Origin of the sequence: Pseudomonas sp. MWU12-2029 (genome assembly GCF_023242425.1) — a bacterium.
GTDB lineage: Bacteria > Pseudomonadota > Gammaproteobacteria > Pseudomonadales > Pseudomonadaceae > Aquipseudomonas > Aquipseudomonas kribbensis.
On the sequence record NZ_JALJDY010000011.1, the window covers coordinates 245,034 to 270,700 of the forward strand.

Here is a 25,667-nt window from a genome sequence, read left to right on the forward strand (position 1 = left end):
TGATCGCAGCCTCATTTTTTTTCATTGGATGAAATTATGAAAACCGACTCCCAATACCATGACGCGCGCGACAAACTGCTGATCCTCGCGGCCATTTGCCTGTCGGCACTGGTCCTTCCGTTAAGTTTTACCGGTGGCGCAGTGGCGACGCCGGCCATTGGCCGTGACCTGGGTGGCAGCCCGGTGGCGCTGACCTGGATCACCAATGCGTTCATGTTGTCGTTCGGCAGTTTGCTGATGGCGGCGGGGGCCTTGGCCGATGTCTATGGACGCAAACGCCTGTTCACCTGCGGCATGCTGCTGTTTACCGGGGCGTCGATTGCCCAGAGTCTGGCGCCTTCGGTGTTCTGGCTGGATGTGCTTCGGGCGATTCAGGGCGTGGCCGGGGCGGCGGCGCTGGCCAGTGGTTCGGCAGCGCTGGCGCAGGAGTTCGAAGGCCACGCGCGCACCCGTGCCTACAGCATGCTGGGCACCACGTTTGGCATCGGCCTGGCGTTCGGGCCGTTGGTGGCCGGGGCGCTGATCGAGGCGTTCAACTGGCGCGCGATCTTTGTCTTCACCGCGCTGATCGGTGTGATCGCGATGGTCTTCGGCCTGCCGCGCATGCGTGAAACCCGCGATCCCGACGCCAGCGGTCTCGACTGGCTAGGCACCGTGACGTTCAGTTCGATGCTCGCGCTGTTCACGTTCGGTGTGATCCAGGCACCCGAAAGCGGTTGGGGCAGTCCGTTGGTGATCGGTCTGTTGGGCGCTTCGGCGTTGTTGCTGGCGCTGTTCGTCATCATCGAAATGCGTGTCAAACGCCCGATGCTCGATCTGACGCTGTTCCGTTTTCCGCGCTTCATCGGGGTGCAGATGCTGCCGATCGGCACCTGCTTTTGCTACATCGTGCTGGTGGTGATGCTGCCGCTGCGGTTTATCGGCGTCGAAGGCTTGAGTGAAATCGATGCCGGCCTGCTGTTGCTGGCGCTGTCGGCGCCGATGCTGGTGGTGCCGATACTTGCGGCTTCGATGACCCGCTTTGTTTCGGCCGGTATTTTATCGGGCGTGGGTTTCTTGATTGCCGCCGTGGGGCTGCACTGGCTGAGTCTGTACAACGTCGGCGAGCCTACATTCGCGTTGGTGGTACCGATGGTGTTGATCGGGATTGGCGCAGGTTTGCCGTGGGGCTTGATGGACGGATTGTCGGTCAGCGTGGTGCCGAAAGAACGCGCCGGCATGGCAGCCGGGATCTTCAACACGGTGCGGGTGGCGGGTGAGGGGATTGCACTGGCCAGCGTGGCGGCGATGCTTGCCTCGCTGTTGCATACCGATCTGCAATCGGTGGCCGGCAGCGCCGACGTTGCATTGATTGCCGAGACCGCGCACCGGGTGACGACGGGCGACATGGCTCACGCAATCAACACGATTCCAGGGTTGGCCAATGAACGTCTGGTGCAAGGCTACGCTTCGGCGTTCCAGTATCTGCTGCACATCCTGACGCTCATCACGCTGGCGTCGGCAACCGTGGTGCTGGGGCTGTTGAGCAAGGACCGGACGGTATCGGAGCCTCAACAGGCTGCGGCGTAAATGAAAAAGCCCGGAAGCGCAAAACGCTTCCGGGCTTTGTTCATTGGATCAACGGCGATCCAGCCATACGGTCTGCGCGTTGCAGAACTCGCGTACACCGAAGTGCGACAGCTCACGGCCGAAACCGCTCTTCTTCACGCCACCGAAGGTCACGCGCGGGTCGCTGGCGGAGTAGCCGTTGATGAACACACCACCGGTTTCCAGTTCGCTGGTCAGTTGCTGGGCCAGGGCGACGTTGGCGGTATAGATCGTCGCGGTCAGACCGAACTCGCTGTCGTTGGCCAGGGCCACGGCGTGAGCGCAATCGCGGGCGGTGATAATCGACGCTACCGGGCCGAACAATTCCTGCTTGAACGAGGTCATGCGGTCGGTGACGTCGGCCAGCACGGTCGGCTCGTAGTAGTTGCCTGCGCCCTCGACCTTGCCGCCGCCGAGCAGCAAGGTGGCACCTTCTTCGAGGGTGTCGCGCACTTGTTGATCCAGTTCGTCGCGCAGATCGAAGCGAGCCATCGGGCCGATGTAGTTGTCGGCGGACAACGGATCGCCCATCTTCAACTGGCGGGTGGCTTCGACGAATTTGCGGGTGAACTCTTCGACCACGCCTTCTTCGATGATCAGGCGTTTGGCGGCGGCGCAGACCTGGCCGGAGTTCTGGTAACGACCGATCACTGCCGCTTGTACGGCTTCATCGATGTCGGCGTCGTTGAGCACGATGAACGGATCGGAGCCGCCCAGTTCCAGTACGCATTTCTTCAACGCGGCACCGGCCTGTGCGCCGATGGCCATGCCGGCGCGGACGCTGCCGGTCAGGGTCACGGCGGCGATGCGCGGGTCAGCGATGGCAGTCGAAACGCCTTCCGGGGTGACGTTGATCACTTCAAACACGCCATCGGCAACCCCGGCGCGGGTGAAGGCATCGCGCAGCAGATAGGCACTGCCCATCACGTTTGGCGCATGCTTGAGCACGTAGGTGTTGCCGGCGATCAGCGCCGGGACTGCACCGCGCAGCACCTGCCAGATCGGGAAGTTCCACGGCATCACGGCGAGGATCGGCCCCAGCGGACGATATTCGATGCGCGCCTTGCCGCCTTCGACCAGAGTCGCCTCGGCGTTGAGCATGGCCGGGCCGTGCTCGGCGTACCACTCGCAGAGCTTGGCGCATTTCTCGATTTCGCCACGGGCCTGGGCGATCGGCTTGCCCATTTCCCGGGTGATCATGGTCGCCATGGCTTCGCTGCTGTCACGCAGAGCGCCGGCCAGCGCGGTCAGGGCGCGGGAGCGGTCCTGCAGCGGCTTGCGTTTCCACTTGCCGAAACCGAAGGCGGCACGGGTCAGCGCGGCATCGAGGGCCTCGGCGGATTCGAAGGCGTAGTGACCGATCTGCTCGCCGGTGGCGGGGTTGATCGAGATGGCGTGGGTCTGGCTGGAAATCGGGCTCATGGCATCGTCCTGCGAGGTCAGTGGATGCGCTCAGAGTAGGGTGGCGTTTGATTTCTGGAAACTGAATAATAAAGAGCGTTTCTTTCACGATTGGAGAATGACTGTGGATCTCGTGCAACTGGAAATCTTCAAGGCCGTGGCCGAGCACGGCAGCATCAGTGCGGCGGCGGCGCAGATCCATCGCGTGCCGTCGAACCTGACGACGCGCATCAAGCAGTTGGAGGAGGATCTGGGCGTCGACTTGTTCATCCGCGAGAAAAGTCGTTTGCGCCTGTCGCCGGCTGGCTGGAGTTTTCTGGAGTACGCGCGGCGGATTCTCGATCTGGTGCAGGAAGCGCGCGCCACGGTAGCTGGCGAGGAGCCGCAGGGCGCGTTCCCGCTGGGCTCGCTGGAAAGCACGGCAGCGGTGCGCATTCCCGGTTTGCTGGCGACCTATAACCAGCAGCATCCGAAGGTCGATCTGGACCTCTCGACCGGGCCCTCCGGGACGATGATCGACGGTGTGCTTTCCGGGCGCCTGGCGGCTGCGTTCGTCGATGGCCCGGTGTTGCACCCGGCGCTGGAGGGCATCCCGGCATTCGAAGAGGAAATGGTCATCATCTCGCCGCTGCATCACGGGCCGATCCAGCGCGCTGCGGACGTGAATGGCGAGAACATTTACGCGTTCCGCTCGAACTGTTCCTATCGCCATCACTTCGAAAAATGGTTCAGCACCGACGCGGCGGTGCCCGGCAAGATCTTCGAAATGGAGTCCTATCACGGCATGCTCGCCTGCGTCAGCGCGGGGGCGGGTCTGGCCCTGATGCCGCGCAGCATGCTGCAGAGCATGCCCGGTTGCGCGACGGTAAGTGTCTGGCCGCTGGCGGCGGATTTTCGTTATCTGACCACGTGGCTGGTGTGGCGGCGGGGCACGGTGTCGCGCAGTCTGAGTATGTTTGTGCGCTTGCTCGAGGAGCGCGGCGTGGTGCGTGCAGAAGAGAATTGACACTTTGTGTCATGGTTGTATCTTAGGCGTCCTGTTTCGCAATATAAAAAACTATACAGCGCAAGCGATTAGCCAGAAGGAATCAGCGATGACCACAGCCCTGAGCGGTAAAGAAGCAGTAGGTGAGCGTTTTGTGCTGGAGACCATGCGCCACGCCCAGCAGTTGACCTGGAAGGCCGTGGACGAGATCGCCAAGGTGATCAAACCCGGCATGCGCGAATCCGAAGCCCATGCACGTGGCAAGGAAATTCTTGTCGAGCTGGGCATGGACCGGATCTGGCATCCGCTGCTGATCCGCTTCGGCGCCAATACGCTGAAGACTTTCAAGGAGCGCTCCGACGGCGATCCGGTGCTGGGCGAGAGCGACATTTTCTTCATCGACATGGGCGTGGTCTGGGAAGGCCACGAAGGCGATGCCGGGGCGACGTTCGTCACCGGGTCCGATCCGCAAATGATCGCCTGTGCGGCAGCCTCCAAGGAACTCTTCGACAAGGTCGAAGCCTTCTGGCGCAAGGGCGTGACGGGTGTCGAACTGTACCGCTACGCCACCGATCAGGCGGAGGCCATGGGCTGGAAGTTGAACCTGGACATCAAGGGCCACCGGGTCAGCGATTTTCCCCATGCGATTTATCGTGGCGGCAATCTCGGGGATTTCGATCAGGCGCCGAATGCTGGTGTGTGGATTCTGGAAATCCAGATCGAACACCCTGAACTTCCCTACGGCGCGTTCTATGAAGACCTGTTGATCTGACTCACATTGGCGGTGCTAGAGTCAGGAGTCGATGTTCAAAGAGGTGCAGCGCTGTAGTTGTAACTACATAGCGATTGCTTCGATGATGCAGGCCGTTTCCTAACTCAAAAGTCAACAAAAGGACGTCCATCATGAAAGTCAGTGCCCGCAACGTGTTCAAAGGTCAGGTCAGCCAAGTTCAGGAAGGCTCGGTCAATGCCGAAGTCGTCCTGACCCTGCCGGGCGGCGAGAAGCTGGTTGCGGTCGTGACCCTGGCCAGCCTCAAGAGCCTCGGCATTGCGGTGGGCAAAGAAGCCGTTGCCCTGGTCAAGGCGCCTTGGGTGATGCTGATGACCGAATCCAGCGACATTCGCCTTTCGGCCCGTAACTGCCTGCAAGGCAAGGTGCTGAGCGTGACCGATGGCGCGGTCAACGCCGAGGTGGTGATCGAGCTTGCCGGCGGTTCTAAGGTCTACTCGATCGTGACCCGCGACGCCGTGAACGAACTGGGTCTGGCGGCTGGCGTCAGTGCCACGGCGGTGATCAAGGCTTCGCACATTATTCTGGGTGTGCCGGCCTGATCGAACGCGTGACTCGATAAAAATGCCCGGTTCGGTGGTTTGCCGAACCGGGCATTTTTTTATCTATCTCAGAGACTGCCCGCCAGCTTCCCGGTCATCAGCCGCCGACGATAAGCACTGTCACGACTGGCCAGCCAGAAATACAGCGGCGACGTCACCAGCAACCCCACCAGCCACGACAGGTCCGCGCCGTTGATATGCGCCGACACCGGGCCGACGTACAGCGGCGTGTTCATGAACGGAATCTGCACCACGATGCCGATCGCATACGCCAGCAAGGCCTGCGGGTTGTAGCGGCCGTAGATGCCGCCGTCGACCTGGAAGATCGAGGCGATGTCGTACTGACCTTTATGGATGGCGTAGAAGTCGATCAGGTTGATCGCTGTCCACGGCACCAACACCACCAGCAGCACCAGCACCATGTCGACGAAGTGGCCGATGAAGTCCGACGACGCACCCACCGCAGCGAAGCAGCAGGCGAGCAGCACGATCAGCGAAATCACTGCGCGGCTCTTGGCTGTCGGAATCCAGCGGTAGGCGAAGGTCTGCACCAGGGTGATCAGCGACAGCACGGCGCCGTACAGGTTGAGCGCGTTGTGGCTGATCACGCTGAGCAGAAACAGCACCAGCATCAGCGGGCCGATCGAGCCGGTGGCGAGTTTCACCGCGTCCATGGTGTCCATGCCCACCGGCGTTGCCAGCACGGCGACTGCACCAAAGATGAACGACAGGCTGGAGCCCAGCGCGGAGCCGAGGTAAGTGGTCCAGAACGTCGCGGCCACCGGCACATTGGCTGGAAGGTAACGCGAGTAGTCCGAGACGTACGGCGCAAACGCAATCTGCCACAACGCAGCCAGCGACACCGTCGCGAGCCAGCCCGAAAGGTTGAAACTGCCACGGGTGAGGAAGTCGGCGGTCTGCACGTGAGTCAGGATGTAGCCGAAGCCGACCACGATGCCGATTCCCAGCACCCAGGTGCCGATACGGTTGAGCACGTGGATGAAGCGGTAACCGATGATCCCGATGATCCCCGAGCCCAGCGCGCCGATGACGATGCCGACCGGCACCGGAACGCTGTCGACCACGCCATGCAGGGACTTGCCGGCCAGCACGATGTTGGAGGCGAAGAAGCCGATGTACATCACGCCGGCAATCAACACCACCAACAGTGCGCCGAGGGAGCCGAATTGCGCACGACTCTGGATCATCTGCGGGATGCCCATCTGCGGGCCTTGCGCCGAGTGCAGCGCCATCAACACACCGCCGACCAGATGGCCGACCAGAATGGCGACGATGCCCCACAGCAGATTCAGGTGAAACAACTGCACGCCGAGGGCGCCGGTGACGATGGGCAACGGCGCGATGTTGCCGCCGAACCAGAGGGTGAACAGATCCCGAACCTTTCCGTGGCGATCTTCGGGCGGCACGTAGCCGATCGTGTGTTTCTCAATGAGCGGTGCGGACGTTGTTGCAGAGGTGGCCATGACGAACTCCAAGGCAAGGACGAGTACGTGGACGTACTTCAGTGAGCGCCGGCACGGACGGCGCATTTCTTGTTGGGTTCGATCATGGGCAAGGAAAGGGGAGAGATAAATTAGTAGTTTTGTTGCTTCAGGCGTTAAAAAAACGAGGCTCTCCGGTCAGCTGAAAACGCTCTGTTTCGGGCGTTTCAGCGCCATGAACGACAACGCAGCTGACCTCCATTGGAGCAGCTGTCTGTCGGTGATATTGCGGCTCGGCTGCGGACTTTTATCCAGCAGCCAGACCGTTTTTTCAAAGGCGAATCGACGTCAGCATCCGTTGCAGCATCTCATCGCAGGCCTTGAGCTGATCGACGCTGACAAACTCGTCCGGCTTGTGGCCCTGATCCATGCTGCCGGGACCGCACACCACCGTGGGAATCCCCACTGCGTCGAACAATCCGCCCTCGGTGCCAAAAGCCACGGTGCCGAAATCGTCCGAGCCACAGAACGTGGCGATCAATTGCGCCGCCTGGCTCCGGGCATCCGTCGCCAGCCCCGGATACGCCGACAATTCGCTGAATCGGATATCGCTTTGCTCGCTGACGGCCCGCATGCGCGGCAGCATTTGCTGTTCGGCGTAAGCCTTGAGTTGCTGCGCGACAATCGCCGGAACCTGCGAGGGCAGGGCGCGGATTTCGAAGTCGAAACGGCAATCGGCGGGGACGATATTCAACGCCTTGCCACCGCTGATCACGCCGGTTTGCACCGTGGAGTAGGGCGGATCGAAACGCGGGTCGACGTGTTCATCCTTGAGTTGCCGGCCGATGCGTCCCAATTCGCCGATCAGTTCGGCGGCGCATTCGATGGCGTTGACCCCGAGCGGCGCGTAGGCCGAGTGACAGGCGTGACCCTGGACATCGCAGCGCATCGCCAGTTTGCCCTTGTGCCCGAGCACCGGTTTGAGTTCGGTCGGTTCGCCGATGATGCACAGCAGCGGTTTGACCGGACGCTGCTCCAGCACCTTGAGCAACGAACGCACGCCGAGGCAACCGACCTCTTCGTCGTAGGACAGAGCAATGTGTACCGGCATGCGCAACGGTGTTTCGATCAACGACGGCACCAATGCGAGCACGCAGGCGATGTAGCCCTTCATGTCCGCCGTGCCACGACCGTACAACTTGCCGTCCCGCTCGCTGAGTTCGAACGGCGGCACGGTCCATGGCTGACCATCGGCAGGCACCACATCGGTGTGTCCCGACAACACGATGCCAGGCAAATCCGCCGGTCCAATCGTGGCGAACAGATTAGCCTTGCTGCGCTCATCGTTGTAAATCAGCTCGCACGGCACATCGAGCCGTTCGAGGTAGTCGCGCACGAAGTCGATCAATTGCAGGTTGGACTCGCGGCTGGTGGTGTCGAACCCCACCAGCGTCTTGAGCAACGCGACGCTGTCGCTCATCGGTCGTCTCCGGCAACTCCGTAGCCCGGCGCCTTGGCCGGATCGAGGGCGCGGTCGATGTAGTCCTGCAGCTGCGGACGATAGGCATCCCAGAGTTTCTGCAACTGGCCGATCGGGTTTTCATCGGCCCAGTCCACGCGCAGGTTGACGATGGGCCAGGTCAGTTCGCCGACCACGACCACGGCTGCCGAATGCACCGGGCCTGCTTCACCGCCCAGGGCCTGGGCGGCGTGCAAGGCCTTGAGCAGGCGATCGGCCAATTGACCTTCGCCGTCTTCGAACGCGCTGACCATGGCTTCGATCACCGAGCGTCCGGCGAGCATGTTGCCCGCCGCCACGCATTGTTCGCCCGACACCGCGTTGTGCACGCCCAGGGTTTGCGCGCCGCTGAAATGCGCGGTCTGGCCGAGGTGGTTGATGGCCGTGATCTGCCGGTACTGACTGTAGCCATTGCGGGTCAGCACCTTGTCCAGCGCCGCCTCGGGCGTCAGGCCTTGCTCCATCAGGGCGAGCACTTCCGGGCCGAGGGAGGGCAGGGTGATGTTCTGGCTCGACACCGCGCCGACACCGGGCAGCAGCCACGGGCAGCGGGCGCCTACGGCGATGCTGGAGGAACTGATGGCGATGCCGAACTGACCGGTTTCCGGGCAGCGGGCGGCGATGGAAAATGTCATGTGTGGCCTCCTTTCGCTAAGGTCGAATTACTCGGGAATCACCGCAACCACATCAATTTCCATCAGCCACTGCGGCTGACCCAGGGCCGACACCACCAGCCCGGTGGAGATCGGGAACACGCCTTTCAGCCATTTGCCGACTTCCTGATACACCGGCTCGCGGTAGCGCGGATCGATCAGGTAAGTGGTGGTCTTGACGATGTGGCTCAGGTCGCTGCCGGCCTCTTCGAGCAGTTGCTTGACGTTGCGCATCGCCTGTTCGGTCTGTGCGCGCGGGTCGCCGAGGCCGACCAGTTCACCATCGAAATTGGTGCCGACCTGACCACGGACATACACGGTGTTGCCGGCACGCACGGCCTGGCACAAGTCGTTGTCCAGGGTCTGGTTCGGGTAGGTGTCCTTGGTGTTGAACATGCGGATGCGGGTGTGGGTTGGCTGACTCATGTGGGGCTCCTGACGAAATCGGACCCGGCGCGACGAGCGCCGGTATGGAAGAGGGAAATCAAGCGTCGACGGTGTCGGCGGCTTTGTTGTGCAATGCGGCTTCGCGTTGTTCGGCATCGCGATAGGCCAGGTATTTGCGCTGGGTGGCGATGTGATCGGCCACGTGCTTGGCGTCGTGCCACACGCCCCAGATGAACGAAGAGCCGCGTCGCGACTGCCACGGCAGACCGAGGAAATACACACCCGATTCGCTGGACACACCGCGCTGGTGCTGCGGCTTGCCGTTGTCGTCGAAAGCGGCGACTTTCAGCCAGGAATAGTCCACGGCAAACCCGGTGGCCCAGATGATCGAGGTGATGCCGGCGGCGGCCAGATCGAGATCGGCCAGCGGGTTTTTCACGCATTCAGGGTCCGGATAGGTTTCCCGGGCTTCCGGTTCCAGCGGCAGATCAAGGCCATTGCGTTCGATGTAGGCATCGGCCGCATCCAGCAGCGCGAGGTAGTTCTCGTCGCCACGCTTGAGGTTGTCGCGCAGGTCCTGTTTGAAGGTCACCACGCCGTCGCTGAACGATTCGGTGACGCCGACCAGAGTCATGCCGCGATGAGCCAGGCCACGGAAGTCGATGGTGCGGCCACCGTGGGCGCCGCTGACGGCGATGGTCACGTGCTCGCGGCCGGGTTTCATTGCGGCCTGATCCCACTCGCCGAGCACGCCGAGCCACCAGCAGAAATCACGGTTGCGGTAAGCGCGAGGAGGGCGGTCATGAGCACCGACCGAGAGGAACACTTGCTTGCCCGAACGCTGCAATTCGTCGGCGATCTGCACGCCCGACGAACCGGCACCGACCACCAGCACCGCGCCGGCCGGCAGCTGTTGCGGGTTGCGGTAGTCGGCCGAGTGAATCTGCAGCAGGCGTTCATCTTTCGGCGCAATGGCCGGGATCACCGGACGCTGGAACGGGCCAGTCGCAGCGACGACGCGGGCGGCTTCGATCACGCCTTCGGAGGTCTCGACGGTGAAGCCCGGACGACCGACATTGCGCACCACGCTTTTCACATCCACGCCGGTGCGGATCGGCGCGTTGAATTTCTTCGCATAGGCCTCGAAGTAGTCGGCGACGCGCTCCTTGTGGGCAAAACCATCCGGATCGACATCATCGAATTCCAACCCCGGAAACCGGTCGTGCCACGCCGGGCCGTTGGCCACCAGCGAGTCCCAGCGCCCGGTGCGCCAGCGTTCGGCAACCCGATTGCGCTCCAGCACCATGTGCGGAACCCCGAGTTTGCTCAGGTGTTCACTCATGGCCACACCCGCTTGACCGGCGCCGACAACAAGCGTGTCTGTTTTTATTATTTCAGTGGTCATCTCTGATCCCTTCTCACGAGGCCGTTGGATTCAGGCCGCTGTCGACCTGTTCTCTGTGCTTGGGATCAGACTAGGGAGGGGGTGGTTATCGGTAAAATATTATTAAGCTGGCATGTGAAGATAAAAACGTGATGCAGAGGCTTCAAAGCCCCGTAAATGCAGGGTCTAGCCATGGCACCGGAATCCGGGACAACGAAAAAAAAGGGCCGCCGACAGGGTTGTCGGCGGCCCTTTGCAAGGCGTGTTCGGATCACACGGACTCAGCGATCGAGAAACGCCAGCAGGTCTTCATTCAATTGCTGCGCATGAGTCACGGCAAAGCCGTGGGGCGCACCGGCATACACCTTCAATTCGGCGCCCTTGATCTGCGCGGCGGCGCGTTTGCCGGTGGTTTCGAATGGCACGATCTGATCACCGTCACCGTGAATCACCAGCGTCGGTACATCGATTTTCGCCATGTCCGGGCGGAAGTCGGTTTCCGAGAACGCAGTGACACAATCCACGGTTCCTTTCAGCGAGGCGAGCAGCGCGATATTCAGGGTTTGCGTCAGCACGCCGTCGGAGACTTTCTGACCCTGATTGGTGCCGTAGAACGGGGCGTTGAAGTCAGCGATGAACTGCGCCCGGTCCTTCAGCAGGCCGGCCTTGATCCCGTCGAACACCGACTTGTCGACGCCCTCGGCAAAATCCGGTTTCTTGCCGAATAGCGGTGTCACCGCGCCCAGCAACACCAGCCCCGCAACGCGCTCGCTGCCGTGGCGGGCAATGTAGCGGCTGACATCACCGCCGCCCATGGAGAAGCCGACCAGGGTCACGTCACGCAGATCGAGGTGCTCGATCAACCGCGCGATGTCGTCGGCGAAGGTGTCGTAGTCGTAGCCAGTCCACGGTTGAGCAGAGCGGCCGAAACCGCGTCGGTCGAAGGCGATGGTGCGGTAGCCGCGACTGCTCAGGTATTCCATCTGGTATTCCCACATGTCGGCGTCCAGCGGCCAACCGTGGCTGAACAGCACGGGCTTGCCGCTGCCCCAGTCCTTGAAATAGATCTCGGTACCGTCTTGGGTGGTGAACGTGCTCATGGAAACTCCTTGGGTATGGGCCTGTGTGGATGCCGTGATGGCAGCAATCACTATCGCGACAAAGCAGCTCGGCCACTTGTACGCAGGTGCTAAGTTCGGGGCGCATGGCGTTATCGGTTTTGCAGCGCGGGTTGTAAGATGCAACCGAATCGAACCTGCCGAATTGCTGGAGAAACCCGAAATGAAGCGCAAAAGCCTTGCCGGCAATGCCTGCCCGGTCGCCCGGACGCTGGACCTGATCGGCGACTGGTGGTCGTTGCTGATCGTCCGTGATGCGCTGGAAGGCATCCGCCGTTTCGGCGATTTCGAGAGAAGTCTGGAAATCGCCAAGAACATCTTGAGCGTTCGCCTCAAAGGCCTGGTGGAGCGCGATATCCTGCACCTGGTGCCGGCGTCCGATGGCAGTGCTTACAAGGAGTACGTGCTGACGGAAAAGGGCCGGGCGCTGCAAACCGTGATCGTCGCGCTGTCGCAGTGGGGCGGGGAATTCATGTTCGAGCCCGGTGAGCCGGGGTCGGTGATGGTCGATGCGCAGAAGGGGAAGCCGATCAGGAAGCTGGAGTTGCTGTCAGCCGATGGCCGGGTACTGGCGCCGGAGGATGTGGCGACGAAACAGGCTGTTGAGCATTGAGGTTAAGTGAGCCGGATCTGTCGGATGTTTCGCTTCTCGGAACGTTCGCCGATGCTGTGGCCGGTTTTCCTTGGTTGATCTGCGAAACCTCCTGCATCTTTGTCGGAGTCGGACGATTTCACCGATGCCGTTCGTCGGCAACACTATTTCGGTAAATCCTTAAATTGACGTCAGAATAGTGGCACTTTAACATGGCGCCACTATTCTGATATCGCTTTCCGTCTCGAGGGATCGAACATGTCCTCACCCGCCCTCGTGGCGAGGTTGTGCCTGGCTTTGCTGTGCCTTTCTCCACTTAATGCTGTATCCGCTGCACCCACCCCCGGTGACACCGACCTGATTCGCGACCGCCAGAACCGCCTGCTTGAAGAGCAGCAGCGACGTCTTGAAGAACTCAAGGATCTGCCCGGCAAGGAAGCCAGACCGGTTCAACCAGCGGCGCCCACCGACACCCGTTGCTTCCCGATCAAGGACATCGAACTCAAAGGCGCCGACAGCCTGTCAGAGAGCGACAAGGCGCGCCTGCTCAAGCCTTACATCGGCCAGTGCCTGGGCGTGCCGCAGCTCAATGAACTGCTCAAAGTCATCACCGACCACTACATCGAGAAGGGGCTGGTGACCAGCCGTGCCTATCTGCCGCAACAGGATCTGTCCGCTGGGCACCTGAAAGTGCTGGTGGTCGAAGGCAAACTCGAAAGTCTGAAAGGTGCCGAGAACAGCAAGCTCTCCGAGCGTGAGCTGTCGATGGCGTTTCCCGGCAAGGCCGGCGAACTGGTCAACCTGCGCGAGATCGAGCAAATGGTCGATCAGCTCAATCGCCTGCCGTCCAATCAGGCCAAGATGGAGCTTTCACCGGGCAAGAACGTCGGTGGCAGTGATGTGCTGGTCAACAACACCCCGCAAAAGCCCTGGCGTGTCGGGTTGTCGCGCAGCAACGACGGCCAGCGCAGCACCGGCGAGCAGCAGTGGGGCACCACGTTCGACTGGGACAGCCCGCTGGGCCTGGCCGACCAGTTGAGCCTGCGCGGCGGTCACGATGCGATGACCGACCATCAGCACACTTCCAACAACGCCATGCTCAATTACAACCTGCCGTGGGGCTGGTGGAACTTCAGCTACACCTACAGCCAGAGCGAATACCGCTCGCAGATCGCCGCCAACGGCTACAACTTCAAGCAGACCGGCGACAGCGAAAACCACCAGTTTCGCGCCGAGCGTGTGATCCACCGCGACGCCGTCAGCAAGACGTCCTTAAGCACTGGCCTGTCGTACCTGCGCAGCAACAACTTCATCGAAGACAGCAAACTGCGCCTGAGCAGCAACCGTATCAGCGAAGCGCAGTTCGGCTTCAACCACGGGCGCCGTGTCGGCAGTGCCTTCGTCAACTTCGATGCCGGCATGCAGCAGGGCATCGGCGCATTCGACGCCCAGGGCAGCCACGATCCGGGCCCCGGCGAACCGGACGCGCGCTACCGCAAATACACCGCGACCCTGAGTTATCTGCAGCCGTTCAAGCTGTGGGGCGAGTCGCTCACCTTCAGTAGCCTGATGACCGGGCAGCGCAGCGAAGACGTGCTGTTCAGCCCGCAGCGCACCAGCCTTGGCGGGCTGTCATCGGTCCGTGGCTACAAGGACCAATCGCTGTCCGGCGACAGCGGCGGCTACTGGCGCAACGACCTGCGCTGGGCTCGCCCGGTGACTGCCGAATGGCTGCGTCCGGTGTTCGCCGAATACGGCACCAGCCTGGGCTACGACCAAGGCGTGATTCGCAATGATCGCTACAACGGTGACCAGCACGGCCGCATGTCAAGCAACTCGCTGGAGTTGTTTGCTCGTGGCCAGCATGTGGCAGCCAGTGTGACATTCGCCCATTCCCTGGAACGACCTGCCGCGCTGACCGAGCGCGAAGCGCCGATCTATTTCCGCATGGATTTCTTCCTCTAATTCCGCCTGCTTCGAGTTTCTGAAATGAACATTCGCCACCTGGCCTTCCTGGCCAGGCAGCCTTCTGCTGCCTATGAAAAACGCGATCACTTCTGGGGCATGCCCAAACGTGGTCTGGCATTCCTGCTGGCCAACGTCATGTTCTGGCAGCCAATGTGGGCGCAAGCGGACGGAATCGTGGTCAGTGCCCCCGGCACCACGCTCGACCGGGCCGGTAACGGCGTGCCGATCATCAACATCGCCACCCCCAACGGCGCGGGGCTATCGCACAACCAGTTCCACGATTACAACGTGGACGCTCAAGGCGTCATCCTCAACAACGCGACCAGTCGCACTCAACTGACGCAGATGGGCGGGATCATTCTCGGCAACCCGAACCTGCGCGCAGCGGCAGCGCAAACCATCCTCAACGAAGTCAACGGCGGCAGCCCGAGCCAGTTGCGCGGTTACACCGAAGTGGCAGGGCAATCGGCGCGGGTGATCGTCGCCAACCCGTATGGCATCAGCTGTAACGGGTGCGGTTTCATCAATACGCCACGCGTGACCCTGACCACCGGCAAACCGGTGCTGGATGGCGCGGGACGTCTGGATCGCTTTCAGGTCGATCAGGGCAGCGTTTCCATCGACGGCAAAGGTCTGGACGCCAGCGCTGTCGACAGCTTTGAAATCATCACCCGCAGTGCGCAAATCAACGCGCAGATCCACGCCAAACGCCTGAACATCACCACCGGTCGCAACGATGTAAACGCCGAAACGCTCAACGCCACTGCGCGGGCCGACGACGGCAGCGCCAAACCGCAACTGGCCATCGACTCATCGGCACTCGGCGGGATGTATGCCGGCGCGATCAAACTGGTGGGCACCGAGGCGGGTGTCGGCGTGAAACTGGCAGGCGAACTGGCGGCCAGCGCCGGGGATATCCAGATCGACGCCAATGGCCAGCTGACAATGGCCAAGGCCACGGCCAGCAATGCGATCGACATCAAGGCCAACAGTCTTGAAGCCCAACAGGCGGTTTACGCCGGTACGCAACTCGCGGTGCAGACTGCGCAGGATCTGGTGAACCAGCAAAGCCTCGCCGCGCGCGACGCCGTGCGCCTCACCAGCGGCGGTACGCTGACCAACGCCGGCGTGATCGAAGCCGGGGTGAACGCGGACAACAGCCGTAACGGCAATGGCGATGTTGCCATCAACAGCGGCGCGGTGAGCAACCGTGGCAGCCTGTTGGCCAGTCGCTCCCTGAGCGCCAGTGCTGCAGGTTTGCTCGACAACCAGAACGGTATCGTCCAGGCCAAAACCGTTGCGCTGGGCGCCACTCGACTGGTCAACCAAGGGGCTGACGCACGGATTTACGGCGAAACCAGCCTGGCCTTCAACGTCCCGGCAATCGTCAACCTCAGTGGTCTGATCCGCTTCGCCGACGGCCAGGCGGCAACGCTCTCCGTCGACAGTCTGGACAACCGCAAGGGCCGAATCGAAATCGCCGGCGGCCATTTGAAACTCAATGCTCGGGCAATGCAAAACGACGACGGCAAAATCATTGCCGGACGTCTGGATCTCGATACCCGACAACTCGACAACGCTGGCGGCCTGATTGCTGCCAGCCAGGGCGAAACCAAAGTCGTCGCCCACGAACGTCTGAACAATGGCAAAGGCAAGATCCAGGCAAAGACCGACCTCGTTGTATCGGGCGCCGAGTTGCTCAATCAGGGCGGCACATTGGCGGCCAATTCGATCCGGATCACCGGCACCCGGCTGGATAACAGCGGCAAAGGAGTCATCAGTGCCGAAAACGGCAAGGTCGACCTGACGCTGGATCAGGACCTCGTCAACCACGATGGCAAGATTCAGGCCTCCGATCGATTGAGCGTCGCGGCCCGGAGCATCGACAACCGTAATGCCAGCCTGACCGGCAAAACCCTTGAGGTCACCAGTCGCGGCAAACTCGACAATACCCAGGGCACGATTTCATCTGATGACAGCGTGCTGGCCAGCGAAGACCTGGACAACACCCAGGGCCTGATTCAGGGCAACACGAGCCTGAACCTGACCGCCCGCGATCTGGATAACACCAACGGCCAACTGCTCGGCGGTGTCGTCGATGCAACGCTGGACAATCTCACCCGCAACGACAAAGGCGCAATCAGCGCCGAAACCGGCCAGCTCACGCTGGTGGTCAACAAGCACCTGAACAATGCCTTGGGTCGACTCCAAGCCAGCAAGGGTGACGTGGACGTACAGGCCGGCAGCATCGACAACCGCAAGGGCGTGGTAGCCGCGCAACAATTGCTGCTGGTCGCTCGCGATGGCCACATCGACAACCGTGGCGGGCGGGTGATTGGCGATCGCCTCAACCTGCAAGCCGCCAGCCTGGATAACGGCGAGGGCGGTCTGCTGGCGGCGGGTGTCGACGGTGCCCGGTTGATTCTCAAGCACGCTGTTGCCGGCCAGGCGCAACTGCTCAATCAAAAGGGCCGGATCCAGAGCGACGCTGACCTCTACATTGAAAGCGACACGGTCGACAACAGCGCCGGTGTCCTGCTCGGCAAAACCATCGAAGTCACCGCAACACAGCTGAACAACAGCGACAAGGGCGGCATCGTCGGCACGGGCGGTGACATTGCGCTGAACATTGCCGGTGTCTTCAAAAACGTCACGGGTGTAGTCGACGCCGGTGAGCAACATCTGCTGTTCGAGCAACTGGTCGAACTCGACAACCGCGGCGGTACATTGCGCGGCAAACGTCTGGACATCGCCAGTACGTCCATCGACAACCGCAATGCGGGCCAGATCATTGCCGGCAGCGATGGCCTGAAAATCGTCGGCAACACCCTGCTGAACCAGCAGGGTGCGATCCTCGCCAATGGCAGCCACGCAGAACTGGCGCTGGGCACCGGCAGCCTGCAGAACCAGGGCGGTACGCTACAGGCCGACACCCTGAACATCACCAGCGCCGATCTCGACAACAGCGCAGTCGATGGCAAGGCCGGATTGATTTCCAGCCTGCTGGGTGACTTGAAGCTGACGGTGACACGCCTGACGAACCATGCCGGCAAGCTCTTCGGCAAAAATCAGGTGATTTTTGATGGCTTCAGTCTGGATAACGCGGGCGGAGAGATCAGCGGCAATCGACTGGCATTCGAAGCGCTCAGCCAGGTGCTCAATCAGGGCGGGCTGATCGAATCGGCAACCGATCTGCAACTGATCAGCGGCCAATTGAACAACAGCGCCGGCGGGCAGATCCGCGCACTGGGGGGTGCCTCCAGCAAGATCAAACTGAACGGCAACCTGAACAACCAGAACGGCGTCATCGAGATCGGCAGTCAGGATCTGGAACTTGGCGGTGCCCAGCTCAATAACCTCAGCGGCAGCGTTCGTCACGCCGCAAAAGGGCTGTTCGATCTGGACCTGACCAACCTGACTGGCTCTCAAGGCAGCCTCACCGGTCTGGGCAACGGCGTCTGGGATATCGCGTCGGTCAATGGCGTGGGCACCTGGCAACTGAACGGTGGCCTGACCTATACCAGCGCGCAGGATTTGAACCTCAATGTCGGGGATCGCATCGCCAGTGCTTCGTCGCTCAAGCTCAACGTCGCCAGTCTGAACAACGCCGGTGAACTGGCCACTGACGGCGACCTGACGCTGAACCTCGGCGGCAACCTGATCAACAGCGGACGCGTGTCCGCCAAACAGAAACTCGTTATCGGCGCCAATGACCTGATTCAGCAGGACGGTCGCCTGGTCAGCGGTGGTGACACCGAGCTGACCCTGCGCGGCACTCTCGACAACCTCGGTCGACTGATAGCCAATCAGAACCTCACGGTCTCCGCTGCACGGATCGACAACAAAGGCACGTTGGGCGCTCAAGGCAACCTGCTGTTCAACGCCACCAATGGCATCAGCAACGGCCCCGACACGCTGTTGTTCAGCGGCGGCACCATGGAGTTGCACGGCAACAGCCTGAGCAACTTCTATGGCGATATCTACAGCCGCGGCAAGCTGACGTTCGACGCCGTGGGCGGAGGTCGGGCGGCGTCGTTCAGTAACCTGTCGGGCACCGTCGAAGGCGAAGGTGATATCGACATCAACGCCGTTTCGTTTGAAAACGCCAAGGCCGAATTCGAAATCGCTTCGGGGCCATCGTCCGGCAGCCTGAGCTGGGTCTGCGCCCAGCATTGCGGCGGCGGGGATGGCTGGAAGCGTGGCTACATCACGATTACCACCGAGTTCAGTGACAAAGTCCTGAAAGACTCGCGGGCGGCGCGGTTTGTCGCCGGCAAGAACCTCACTCTTCATGCCAATAACGTCGAAAACCGCTACAGCCTGCTGGCGGCGAACGGCGATCTGACCGTGACGGCCGACAGCCTGCTGAACCAGGGCGCAATGTCGCGCTCGGGCCAACGGATAGTGAAGATCGGTACACCGGGGCACATCGACAACAGCCTCTGGGACAAGATGGAGTTCACCGACATCCCGGCGTTCAACGCAGCGACTGCGGCGGGTCACTTTGATGAGGAACGTTTCAACGAGTTGGTCAGTCGTTCGAGTGATGAACGATTTTTGCAGACAAGTGATGTCACCACGACGGGCGATACCCCCGAAAAAGTCTACTCGTCGGTGCTTCAGGCCGGAGGCAAGGTCAAACTGGACGTCGCTCACAGCATCCAGAACGGCACCCTCTACGACAACACTTATGACCAACTGACCGGCAAGCTGTCCAGCGATCAGACAACCGCCGTCGGCGGCGTCACCATCAACCTGGGCAAACACAGCACCGACGCCAGCGCCCAGGCGCCGAAAGACGTCACCCGAATCGAACGCGTCGACGCAGATGGGGTGAAGCAGATCAGCTTCGTTCCGGTCGATTTCAAGGGCGTGCCGTTTGCCGCAGTCGATCCGACAGCTTCCTCGACGTTCCGTCTGCCGAAAGGCCCCTACGGCCTGTTCGTGCAGAGCTCGAATCCGCAGAGCCATTACCTGATCGAAACCAACCCGGAGCTGACCCAGTCCGCGCCGTTCATGAGTTCCGATTACCTGCTGGGCAAACTCAGTTTCAGCGCCGATGAAGCGGCTCGCCGCCTCGGCGATGGCCGCTACGAGACGCGACTGATCAGCGATGCAGTGATGGCTCAGACCGGCCAGCGCTTCCTCGCCGGTGGCCTGAACAATGACTACGAGCAGTATCGTTATCTGATGGATAACGCGCTCGCCAGCAAAAACGAGCTGAACCTGTCCGTGGGCGTGAGCCTGACGTCCGAGCAAGTGGCGGCGCTGACCCACGACATCGTGTGGATGGAAGAGCGCATCGTCGACGGCCAGAAAGTGCTGGTGCCGGTGCTCTATCTGGCCCAGGCCGAATCACGTAACGTGCGCGGCGGCAGTCTGATTCAAGGGCGCGACCTGGAGCTGATCGCGGGCAATGATCTGGTCAGCGTCGGCACGTTGCAGGCGACCAAGGATCTGTCCGTCGACGTCAAAGGCAGCCTCTACCAGGGCGGCCTGGTCGAAGCCAACGAGCGCATCACGCTCATGGCCACCGACAGCATCCGCAACGCGCTGGCCGGCGAGATTCGCGGCAATCAGGTCAGCCTCACCAGCCTCAAGGGCGACATCGTCAACGATCGCACCGCCGTCGCCGTACGCGACGGTCACGGCATGCGCACCCTGGTGGACGACGGCGGCAACATCAGCGCACGCGACACGCTGACCATCAAGTCGGGCAACGACCTCGTCAACTCCTCGTCCATCAGCAGCGGCGGCGACGCCACCCTGAGCGCCACCCGCGACATCAACCTGTTGGCGACGCGCAACGAAAGCGAACTGCACGAATCGTTCGAGGGCGGCCATCGCTCAGTCATCACCACCACCGTGGAAAACCTCGGTTCCAGTGTGAACAGTGGTGGCAACCTGAAGCTCGACGCCGGCCGCGACCTCAACGTCGTGGCCAGCACCGCCGAGGCCAAGGGCAACCTGACCGCCGACGCCAAGCGCGACATCTACCTGTCCTCGGCGGGTGACGAACACAACGTCGAAACCCACAGCAAGGACGGCAAGAAACGCGTCCACGAAGAAGACAATCACACCGTCCAGAAAGCCGCCGAGTTCATCGCCGGTGGTGACGTCAAGACCAGCTCCGGTCGCGACACGACGCTGGTGGCGAGCAAGATCAGCGCGGGCAATGAAGCCTACGTCTACGCCGGCAACGACTTGAATTTGCTGGCCGCGCAGAACAAGGACTACACCCTCTACGACATGAAGGAGAAGGGCGGTTTCGGCAACCTGAAACTGCAGCGCGACGAAGTCACCCAGATCACCCACGTCGGCACCGAGATCAAGACCGGCGGCAACCTCTCGTTGGTCAGCAAAGGCGATCAGCACTACCAGGTAGCCAAGCTCGACAGCGGCAAGGACATCATCCTAGACAGCGGCGGTTCCATCACCTTTGAAGGGGTGAAGGATCTGCATGACGAGAGCCACACCAAAACCAACAACAACGCCGCGTGGGTATCGGCCAAAGGCCGCGGCAACACCGACGAAACCCTGCGCCAGACCCAGATGATTGCCAAGGGCAACATCGTGATCAAAGCCGTTGACGGGCTGAAGATCGATATCAAGGATGTTAACCAGGAGTCTGTCAGCCAGACCATTGACACCATGGTCAAGGCAGATCCGCAGTTGGCATGGCTTAAAGATGCCGAGTCTCGTGGTGATGTCGACTGGCGACGGGTCAAGGAAATCCATGAGTCGTTCAAGTATGAAAACTCTGGAGTGGGCCCAGCAGCACAAATAGCCATTGCGATCATGATGTCGTTCGTTATGGGGCCGGCCGGTCTAGGCCTGGTCGGTGGCGGAGCGGGTGGTGTATTTGTCACAAGCCTGGCCACCACTGGTGTGACCAGCACGATCAATAACAAAGGCAATCTGGGAGCAGCGTTCAAGGAAACCTTCAGCGCCAATAGCCTGAAAAATGCGGCTATCGCAGGGTTTACTGCGGGCATGCTCGACTATGCGGACTCAAACTGGTTTGCGGCCGGAGGTAGCAAAACTGCCAACATTCTGACCACTAGCAACATCACTGACGTCGCCATCCGCACGACTGGCCGGGCAATCATTTCCAGTGGCATTTCCACCACCATTGGTGGCGGTAGTTTTGGTGACAATTTTGGCGCTGCATTGCTGGGAGAGGCGAGCAGCGTTGCCATGGCGACCGGGTTCAATTTTGTTGGCGACAACACACTCAAGTTCCCCGAAGGCAGCGTAGAAAAAGTCGTTGCACATGCGTTGATGGGTGGTTTGATTTCACAGGTGCTGGGTGGGGATTTTGCTACGGGTGCGGCTGCGGCCGGACTGAACGAGGCGGCAATGAACGTCCTCGTGAAGTTCGCGGGCGGCAACGACCAGATGCAGGTGATGCTGTCGCAGTTGACGGGCGTGTTAGCGGCCGCAGCAGTGGATGGAAACACCCAGCTGGGGGCCTCCATTGCTGGGAATGCGACGACGTATAACTATCTTTATCACCGTGAGGTGAAAGAGATGCTGGCCGAAATAGACAGCAAATTCACCGATGAGGAAAAGCGAGCAGTCAGAGACAGATACGAAGCGCTCGACAAGCAAAGAGAGTTGGAGCGAGACGAGTTTTGTAAAGGAGCAGCCGATACCTGCCGTAAAATCGCACGCGATCTGGCCGACGATGACGCAAAATTTTCGGCGCTCATAACGAAGCTGAGAAATGAAGGCAAGGGGCCTGAAGCCTATTGGGTAGGTTCCGTTCAAACAGGGAATTTAACCTCCGCCGTATCAATGGCTTCTGGTGTGAAAGCACAGGAGGGTGGTTTCTTTTCAAAATTGGGCGACTTAGTCATCGAGATGGGTACCGGACTTTTCCCAGGTAGGATTACTGGAAAAGGTACAACTGCTACACATTTGGCAGACGGGAAGGATCCGGCTGGTGCAAAAGGCACAGCGGGAACCCCAGTAACGAAGGGGCCTTGCTGCTTTGCTGCGGGTACGAAAGTTTCTACACCGCAAGGCGACCGCGTTATTGAGTCGCTCAAAGTAGGAGATGTTGTCTGGAGCAAGCCTGAGAAAGGGGGTAAACCGTTCGCCGCTGCCATTCTGGCAACGCATCAGCGTTCGGATCAGCCGATCTACCGCCTCAAGCTCAAAAATGTTCGTGGTGCTGGGGCAGCGGAAGGCGAAACCCTGCTGGTTACGCCGAGCCACCCCTTCTATGTACCCGCCAAACGTGACTTCATTCCTGTCAAAGATCTGGAACGGGGTGATCTGCTGCAGTCACTGGCTGATGGCGACACCGAAAACACCTCGTCCGAAGTCGAATCGCTTGAGCTGTACCTGCCCGAGGGCAAAACATACAATCTGACGGTCGATGTGGGGCATACGTTCTACGTTGGCGAGCTCAAGACCTGGGTACACAACACTGGGCCTTGTGATTTGCCTCCGGATTATTCTGCGGGTGGTGCAAAAGGGAACGCAGCGGTAGCAGCAGAAGCTAATGACGCTCTCAGTGCTGCGAAAGGAGTTGTTGCCTCGAGGGTCAATGTGCGGACTGGCGCTGCAAACGTCACTGGCAGTGGACTTGAGTACGCTTGGAAAAAGCATGGTGGCGCTTGGGGTGAGAATAAATCTGCTTTTACGATCTCTAAGGATGAATTGAAGGGGGTTCTGCAGAGCCCACAGGTCGTCAAGACACCTGCGTACCAATCACCAACGTCTGGTAATTTTATTCGAACAGTTGATATGGGGCGGCCTATGGGAATTGATGCCAAAATCGGGGGGCAGTCTACTAATTTCATGACGGTGATTACCGATTCAAAGGGGAATTTGGTGAACACCTTTCCAGGAAAGACTTTCTAATCATGTATTATTTGATGATATGGGATAAAGATTTAGCATCCGTCGGGCGAGACGGTTGTCTTGATAAGATTGAGATTCCTTTGGATGTGGCAAAATTTTTCTTTCGGCTGGATGCCAGGCAATATCCAATTCTTTCCAGCTTAAGCTTTGATGATTACGATATGTTTTCTGGTTCGCAGATTGATTCACTTTTAGGTGAGCTGTTTTCTGTCGCAAGCATAAATCCGCTAGTTTTCGAAGGAGTTGAGTTGATGAAGGATCTGATGCTTAAGGCGAAGTCTTTAGGGAAAAATATATTGTTTGACCCGTTTAAGGTGAACTAAATGGTGTAAAACGCATTGCGGGAACGCCAGTAAAGAACGCGAAGAAAAGGGGACGGATTTATTTGATTTAATAAATCTGTCCCCTTTTTTCCTTTTTTTCACCTTTTTTCACCTTTTTTCATTTGATTTCGAAGAGAAGGGGGGCTGGAATCGATGAGGTAGTTCTTCAATATGGTCGGAGAAAAATGATGGAGATGGATCAGAAACTTTTGGAGCTCCATGATTTGGACTGGTTTGCATCGTGCCTGGACGGAACGATATTGCATTTCGCGACAGGTGGGCGCGGTTTTGTTCCGGATTTTGTAAGGCGGTCAATTTCAGCCTATGAAGAAATATATGATTATATTCTTTCAATATCTGCTGATTGTGGTGTTGAAGTTGTTGAGAAAAATCTACCAGGGTTTAATAGCGATATACAGCGTCAACGTTATTTGAAGTCTTTTTCTGAAATGGCCGGTAGAGGGGTCTTTAGTTATGATGTTTTTAATGATGGAGGATATAAGCTGATCGCTAAGCCGGTCGTTCCTTTAAAGTTGTCGGATCTCCCAGGTCAAGTGAGGCATTGTATTTTTCAATCCTCGATGCAAGCTCTTAGCATAGTTTTGCCGTTGGATATTGAGCGCAAACGGGAAAAGCAAGAAGACAGCCATTAGCCAAAGGAAAAGGGACAGATTTATTTGATTTAATAAATCTGTCCCCTTTCGTTTGCGTTTCATGCAGCGGGGTTATAAGTCAGTTTCAACAAAGGTTCCCTGGAGTGATTGTTAACGTAGAAACAGGAAAGCCAAGATGAAGAACGTTCGGGATATTTTTCACGAGTTAGTGCAGCGAGGAGTGATTTCAGAGTCCAATATTGTTGGTTGCTCCGAAGTGGATATTGCATCAGTCGAGCAACATTTTGGTTGTGAAATTCCGTTGGCATATCGTGATTTTTTGACGATTGCGGGACGCTCGGCTGGTAAGATTTTTTGTGGTGTAGATATATTTTATCCGAGATTACTTGACCTGAAGTTGGAGGCGGAAGAATTGCTTGATGAGTTAAGTCTCTCTGGTCTTTTACCTGCTGATGCTAAGGTCTTCTGCATGCATCAAGGATATGAAATTAATTATTTTCTACCCGTCTCTGATGATCCGCCAGTATTTCAATTCTTTGAAGGTCAAAGTTCGGCCGCTAAAGCTTGGGATAGCTTTTCAGGCTTTTTAATGGCATCAATAGAAAGCCATCTTGCACAATGGTCGGACTTGAATTGACTCGGTTAAAGGTACGACTTCAAATACAATAAAAAAGTAAGCGAAAAAAAGGGGGCAGATTTATTTGATTTAATAAATCTGCCCCTTTTGTTCCTTTTGTTCCTTTTGTTCTTGTCCCCTTTTGTTCTGGAAAACGGTCGCCCAAAGGCTGGGGAGTAATAAGGGTGCGACTGGTAGGATAGATTTAATTTCTGGGAAGGATGTTTGCCCTAATTGTACTGATGTTATTAGACAATTTCGTGATAGATATCCGAAAATTCAATTGGGCGTGCTTACGGTCGGGGACTGAGTATGCGAGTAGATAGTCTATTTTATCAGGCTAAAAAAATGGTTGAGGGGCTCTACAGCTATGCAATGGATGAACGGGGTTTTCGGCCGGAACAAGCTTTTGCATATGTTCAGGATGAGGTCGAAAGCCTCATGAAAGCAGATGCGCCAGGTCCAAATGCAATCCTTCAAACCGCCATCTATGTAGAGGGTAATCGTCGTAGCTTAAAGCTTTCGAAGGAAAGCCCACATGCAACGGATATGTTGGATATCTTGGCTGATGCATACAGTAAGTGTGTTGTCGAGGACCTTGTTGAGATCGGTGTTGACGAGGCTGAGTTAAGAGAGATTCAGTCGGATATGGAGTTTGTAAGAAATATTTTTCTAAATTAAATTAAAAATTAAAAATTAAAAAAGAGAAAAGGGGGCGGAACAACGGTAACGAGTACCATCTGCGGCAAAATAAAACCTACTCAGTCATCTTTCAATGTTACCTCGATACCGAAATCGTTCGAAATCAGGAGAAAAGGGGGCAGATTTACTTTGATTACTTTTTATGAATAAATCTGCCCCCTTTTTATGCAATG

General features: G+C 58.8%; 19 protein-coding genes. 12 read left to right on the plus strand and 7 right to left on the minus strand.

Translation table 11 applies throughout. The annotated features are described in order from the left end of the window. Positions 1-36 precede the first annotated feature (36 nt). Positions 37-1,569 carry an MFS transporter gene (locus M5B44_RS25350; protein WP_248740902.1) on the plus strand — a complete coding sequence of 511 codons (1,533 nt, stop codon included), beginning with the start codon at positions 37-39 and terminating at the stop codon, positions 1,567-1,569. 48 nt (positions 1,570-1,617) lie between these two features. On the opposite strand, the gene M5B44_RS25355 is transcribed toward M5B44_RS25350, so the two are convergent. Beyond that, the gene (locus tag M5B44_RS25355) at positions 1,618-3,009 is read right to left on the minus strand and encodes an aldehyde dehydrogenase family protein (protein WP_248740903.1); all 1,392 of its coding nucleotides are present in this window, start codon (positions 3,007-3,009) and stop codon (positions 1,618-1,620) included. Between the two features lie 103 nt (positions 3,010-3,112). On the opposite strand from M5B44_RS25355, the gene ptrR reads away from it, so the two are divergent. The 3 genes from ptrR to M5B44_RS25370 all read left to right on the plus strand — a co-directional run bounded on the left by ptrR (position 3,113) and on the right by M5B44_RS25370 (position 5,305). Next, positions 3,113-3,994: a putrescine utilization regulator PtrR gene (ptrR, locus tag M5B44_RS25360; RefSeq protein ID WP_039767672.1), complete on the plus strand. Its 882-nt coding sequence runs from the start codon at positions 3,113-3,115 to the stop codon at positions 3,992-3,994. Positions 3,995-4,082: 88 nt separating this feature from the next. Continuing rightward, positions 4,083-4,745, plus strand: coding sequence for a M24 family metallopeptidase (locus tag M5B44_RS25365; protein WP_248740904.1), 663 nt, complete (start codon positions 4,083-4,085; stop codon positions 4,743-4,745). Between the two features lie 131 nt (positions 4,746-4,876). Then, complete coding sequence (locus M5B44_RS25370) at positions 4,877-5,305, plus strand: TOBE domain-containing protein (RefSeq protein ID WP_007950468.1); 429 nt, start codon at positions 4,877-4,879, stop codon at positions 5,303-5,305. A gap of 68 nt (positions 5,306-5,373) precedes the next feature. Here the strand turns inward: M5B44_RS25370 and M5B44_RS25375 are convergent, their stop codons facing one another. The 6 genes from M5B44_RS25375 to M5B44_RS25400 all read right to left on the minus strand — a co-directional run bounded on the left by M5B44_RS25375 (position 5,374) and on the right by M5B44_RS25400 (position 11,790). Further along, entirely contained in the window at positions 5,374-6,789 is a 1,416-nt protein-coding gene (locus tag M5B44_RS25375; RefSeq protein WP_248740905.1) for a purine-cytosine permease family protein, read from the minus strand. Positions 6,790-7,078: 289 nt separating this feature from the next. Further along, the gene (gene argE / locus M5B44_RS25380; RefSeq protein WP_248740906.1) at positions 7,079-8,227 is read right to left on the minus strand and encodes an acetylornithine deacetylase; all 1,149 of its coding nucleotides are present in this window, start codon (positions 8,225-8,227) and stop codon (positions 7,079-7,081) included. Beyond that, complete coding sequence (locus tag M5B44_RS25385; protein ID WP_248740907.1) at positions 8,224-8,901, minus strand: DUF1028 domain-containing protein; 678 nt, start codon at positions 8,899-8,901, stop codon at positions 8,224-8,226. The genes argE and M5B44_RS25385 overlap by 4 nt, the downstream gene beginning before the upstream one ends. Before the next feature lie 27 nt (positions 8,902-8,928). Then, the gene (locus M5B44_RS25390; RefSeq protein ID WP_007950460.1) at positions 8,929-9,345 is read right to left on the minus strand and encodes a RidA family protein; all 417 of its coding nucleotides are present in this window, start codon (positions 9,343-9,345) and stop codon (positions 8,929-8,931) included. A gap of 58 nt (positions 9,346-9,403) precedes the next feature. Next, entirely contained in the window at positions 9,404-10,711 is a 1,308-nt protein-coding gene (locus M5B44_RS25395) for a flavin-containing monooxygenase (protein ID WP_248740908.1), read from the minus strand. A 260-nt stretch (positions 10,712-10,971) separates the two neighbouring features. After that, a complete protein-coding gene (locus M5B44_RS25400) occupies positions 10,972-11,790 on the minus strand; it encodes an alpha/beta fold hydrolase (RefSeq protein WP_248740909.1) in 819 nt (272 codons plus the stop codon). 181 nt (positions 11,791-11,971) lie between these two features. On the opposite strand from M5B44_RS25400, the gene M5B44_RS25405 reads away from it, so the two are divergent. The 8 genes from M5B44_RS25405 (at position 11,972) to M5B44_RS25435 (ending at position 25,473) form a co-directional block, all read left to right on the plus strand. Further along, on the plus strand, positions 11,972-12,421 hold the full coding sequence (locus tag M5B44_RS25405) for a winged helix-turn-helix transcriptional regulator (RefSeq protein WP_248740910.1): 450 nt from the start codon (positions 11,972-11,974) through the stop codon (positions 12,419-12,421). Between the two features lie 237 nt (positions 12,422-12,658). Continuing rightward, entirely contained in the window at positions 12,659-14,365 is a 1,707-nt protein-coding gene (locus M5B44_RS25410) for a ShlB/FhaC/HecB family hemolysin secretion/activation protein (RefSeq protein ID WP_248740911.1), read from the plus strand. A 24-nt stretch (positions 14,366-14,389) separates the two neighbouring features. Next, entirely contained in the window at positions 14,390-23,239 is an 8,850-nt protein-coding gene (locus tag M5B44_RS25415; RefSeq protein ID WP_248740912.1) for a DUF637 domain-containing protein, read from the plus strand. A gap of 2 nt (positions 23,240-23,241) precedes the next feature. Further along, entirely contained in the window at positions 23,242-23,562 is a 321-nt protein-coding gene (locus tag M5B44_RS25420; protein WP_248740913.1) for a hypothetical protein, read from the plus strand. Between the two features lie 194 nt (positions 23,563-23,756). Then, positions 23,757-24,215, plus strand: a complete 459-nt coding sequence (locus M5B44_RS25425) for a hypothetical protein (protein WP_248740914.1) — start codon at positions 23,757-23,759, stop codon at positions 24,213-24,215. Positions 24,216-24,351: 136 nt separating this feature from the next. Continuing rightward, positions 24,352-24,813, plus strand: a complete 462-nt coding sequence (locus M5B44_RS25430; protein WP_248740915.1) for an SMI1/KNR4 family protein — start codon at positions 24,352-24,354, stop codon at positions 24,811-24,813. Between the two features lie 121 nt (positions 24,814-24,934). Then, positions 24,935-25,102, plus strand: a complete 168-nt coding sequence (locus M5B44_RS29110; protein ID WP_412546980.1) for a deaminase domain-containing protein — start codon at positions 24,935-24,937, stop codon at positions 25,100-25,102. 2 nt (positions 25,103-25,104) lie between these two features. Beyond that, positions 25,105-25,473, plus strand: a complete 369-nt coding sequence (locus M5B44_RS25435; protein WP_248740916.1) for a hypothetical protein — start codon at positions 25,105-25,107, stop codon at positions 25,471-25,473. The last annotated feature ends 194 nt before the right edge of the window (positions 25,474-25,667 follow it).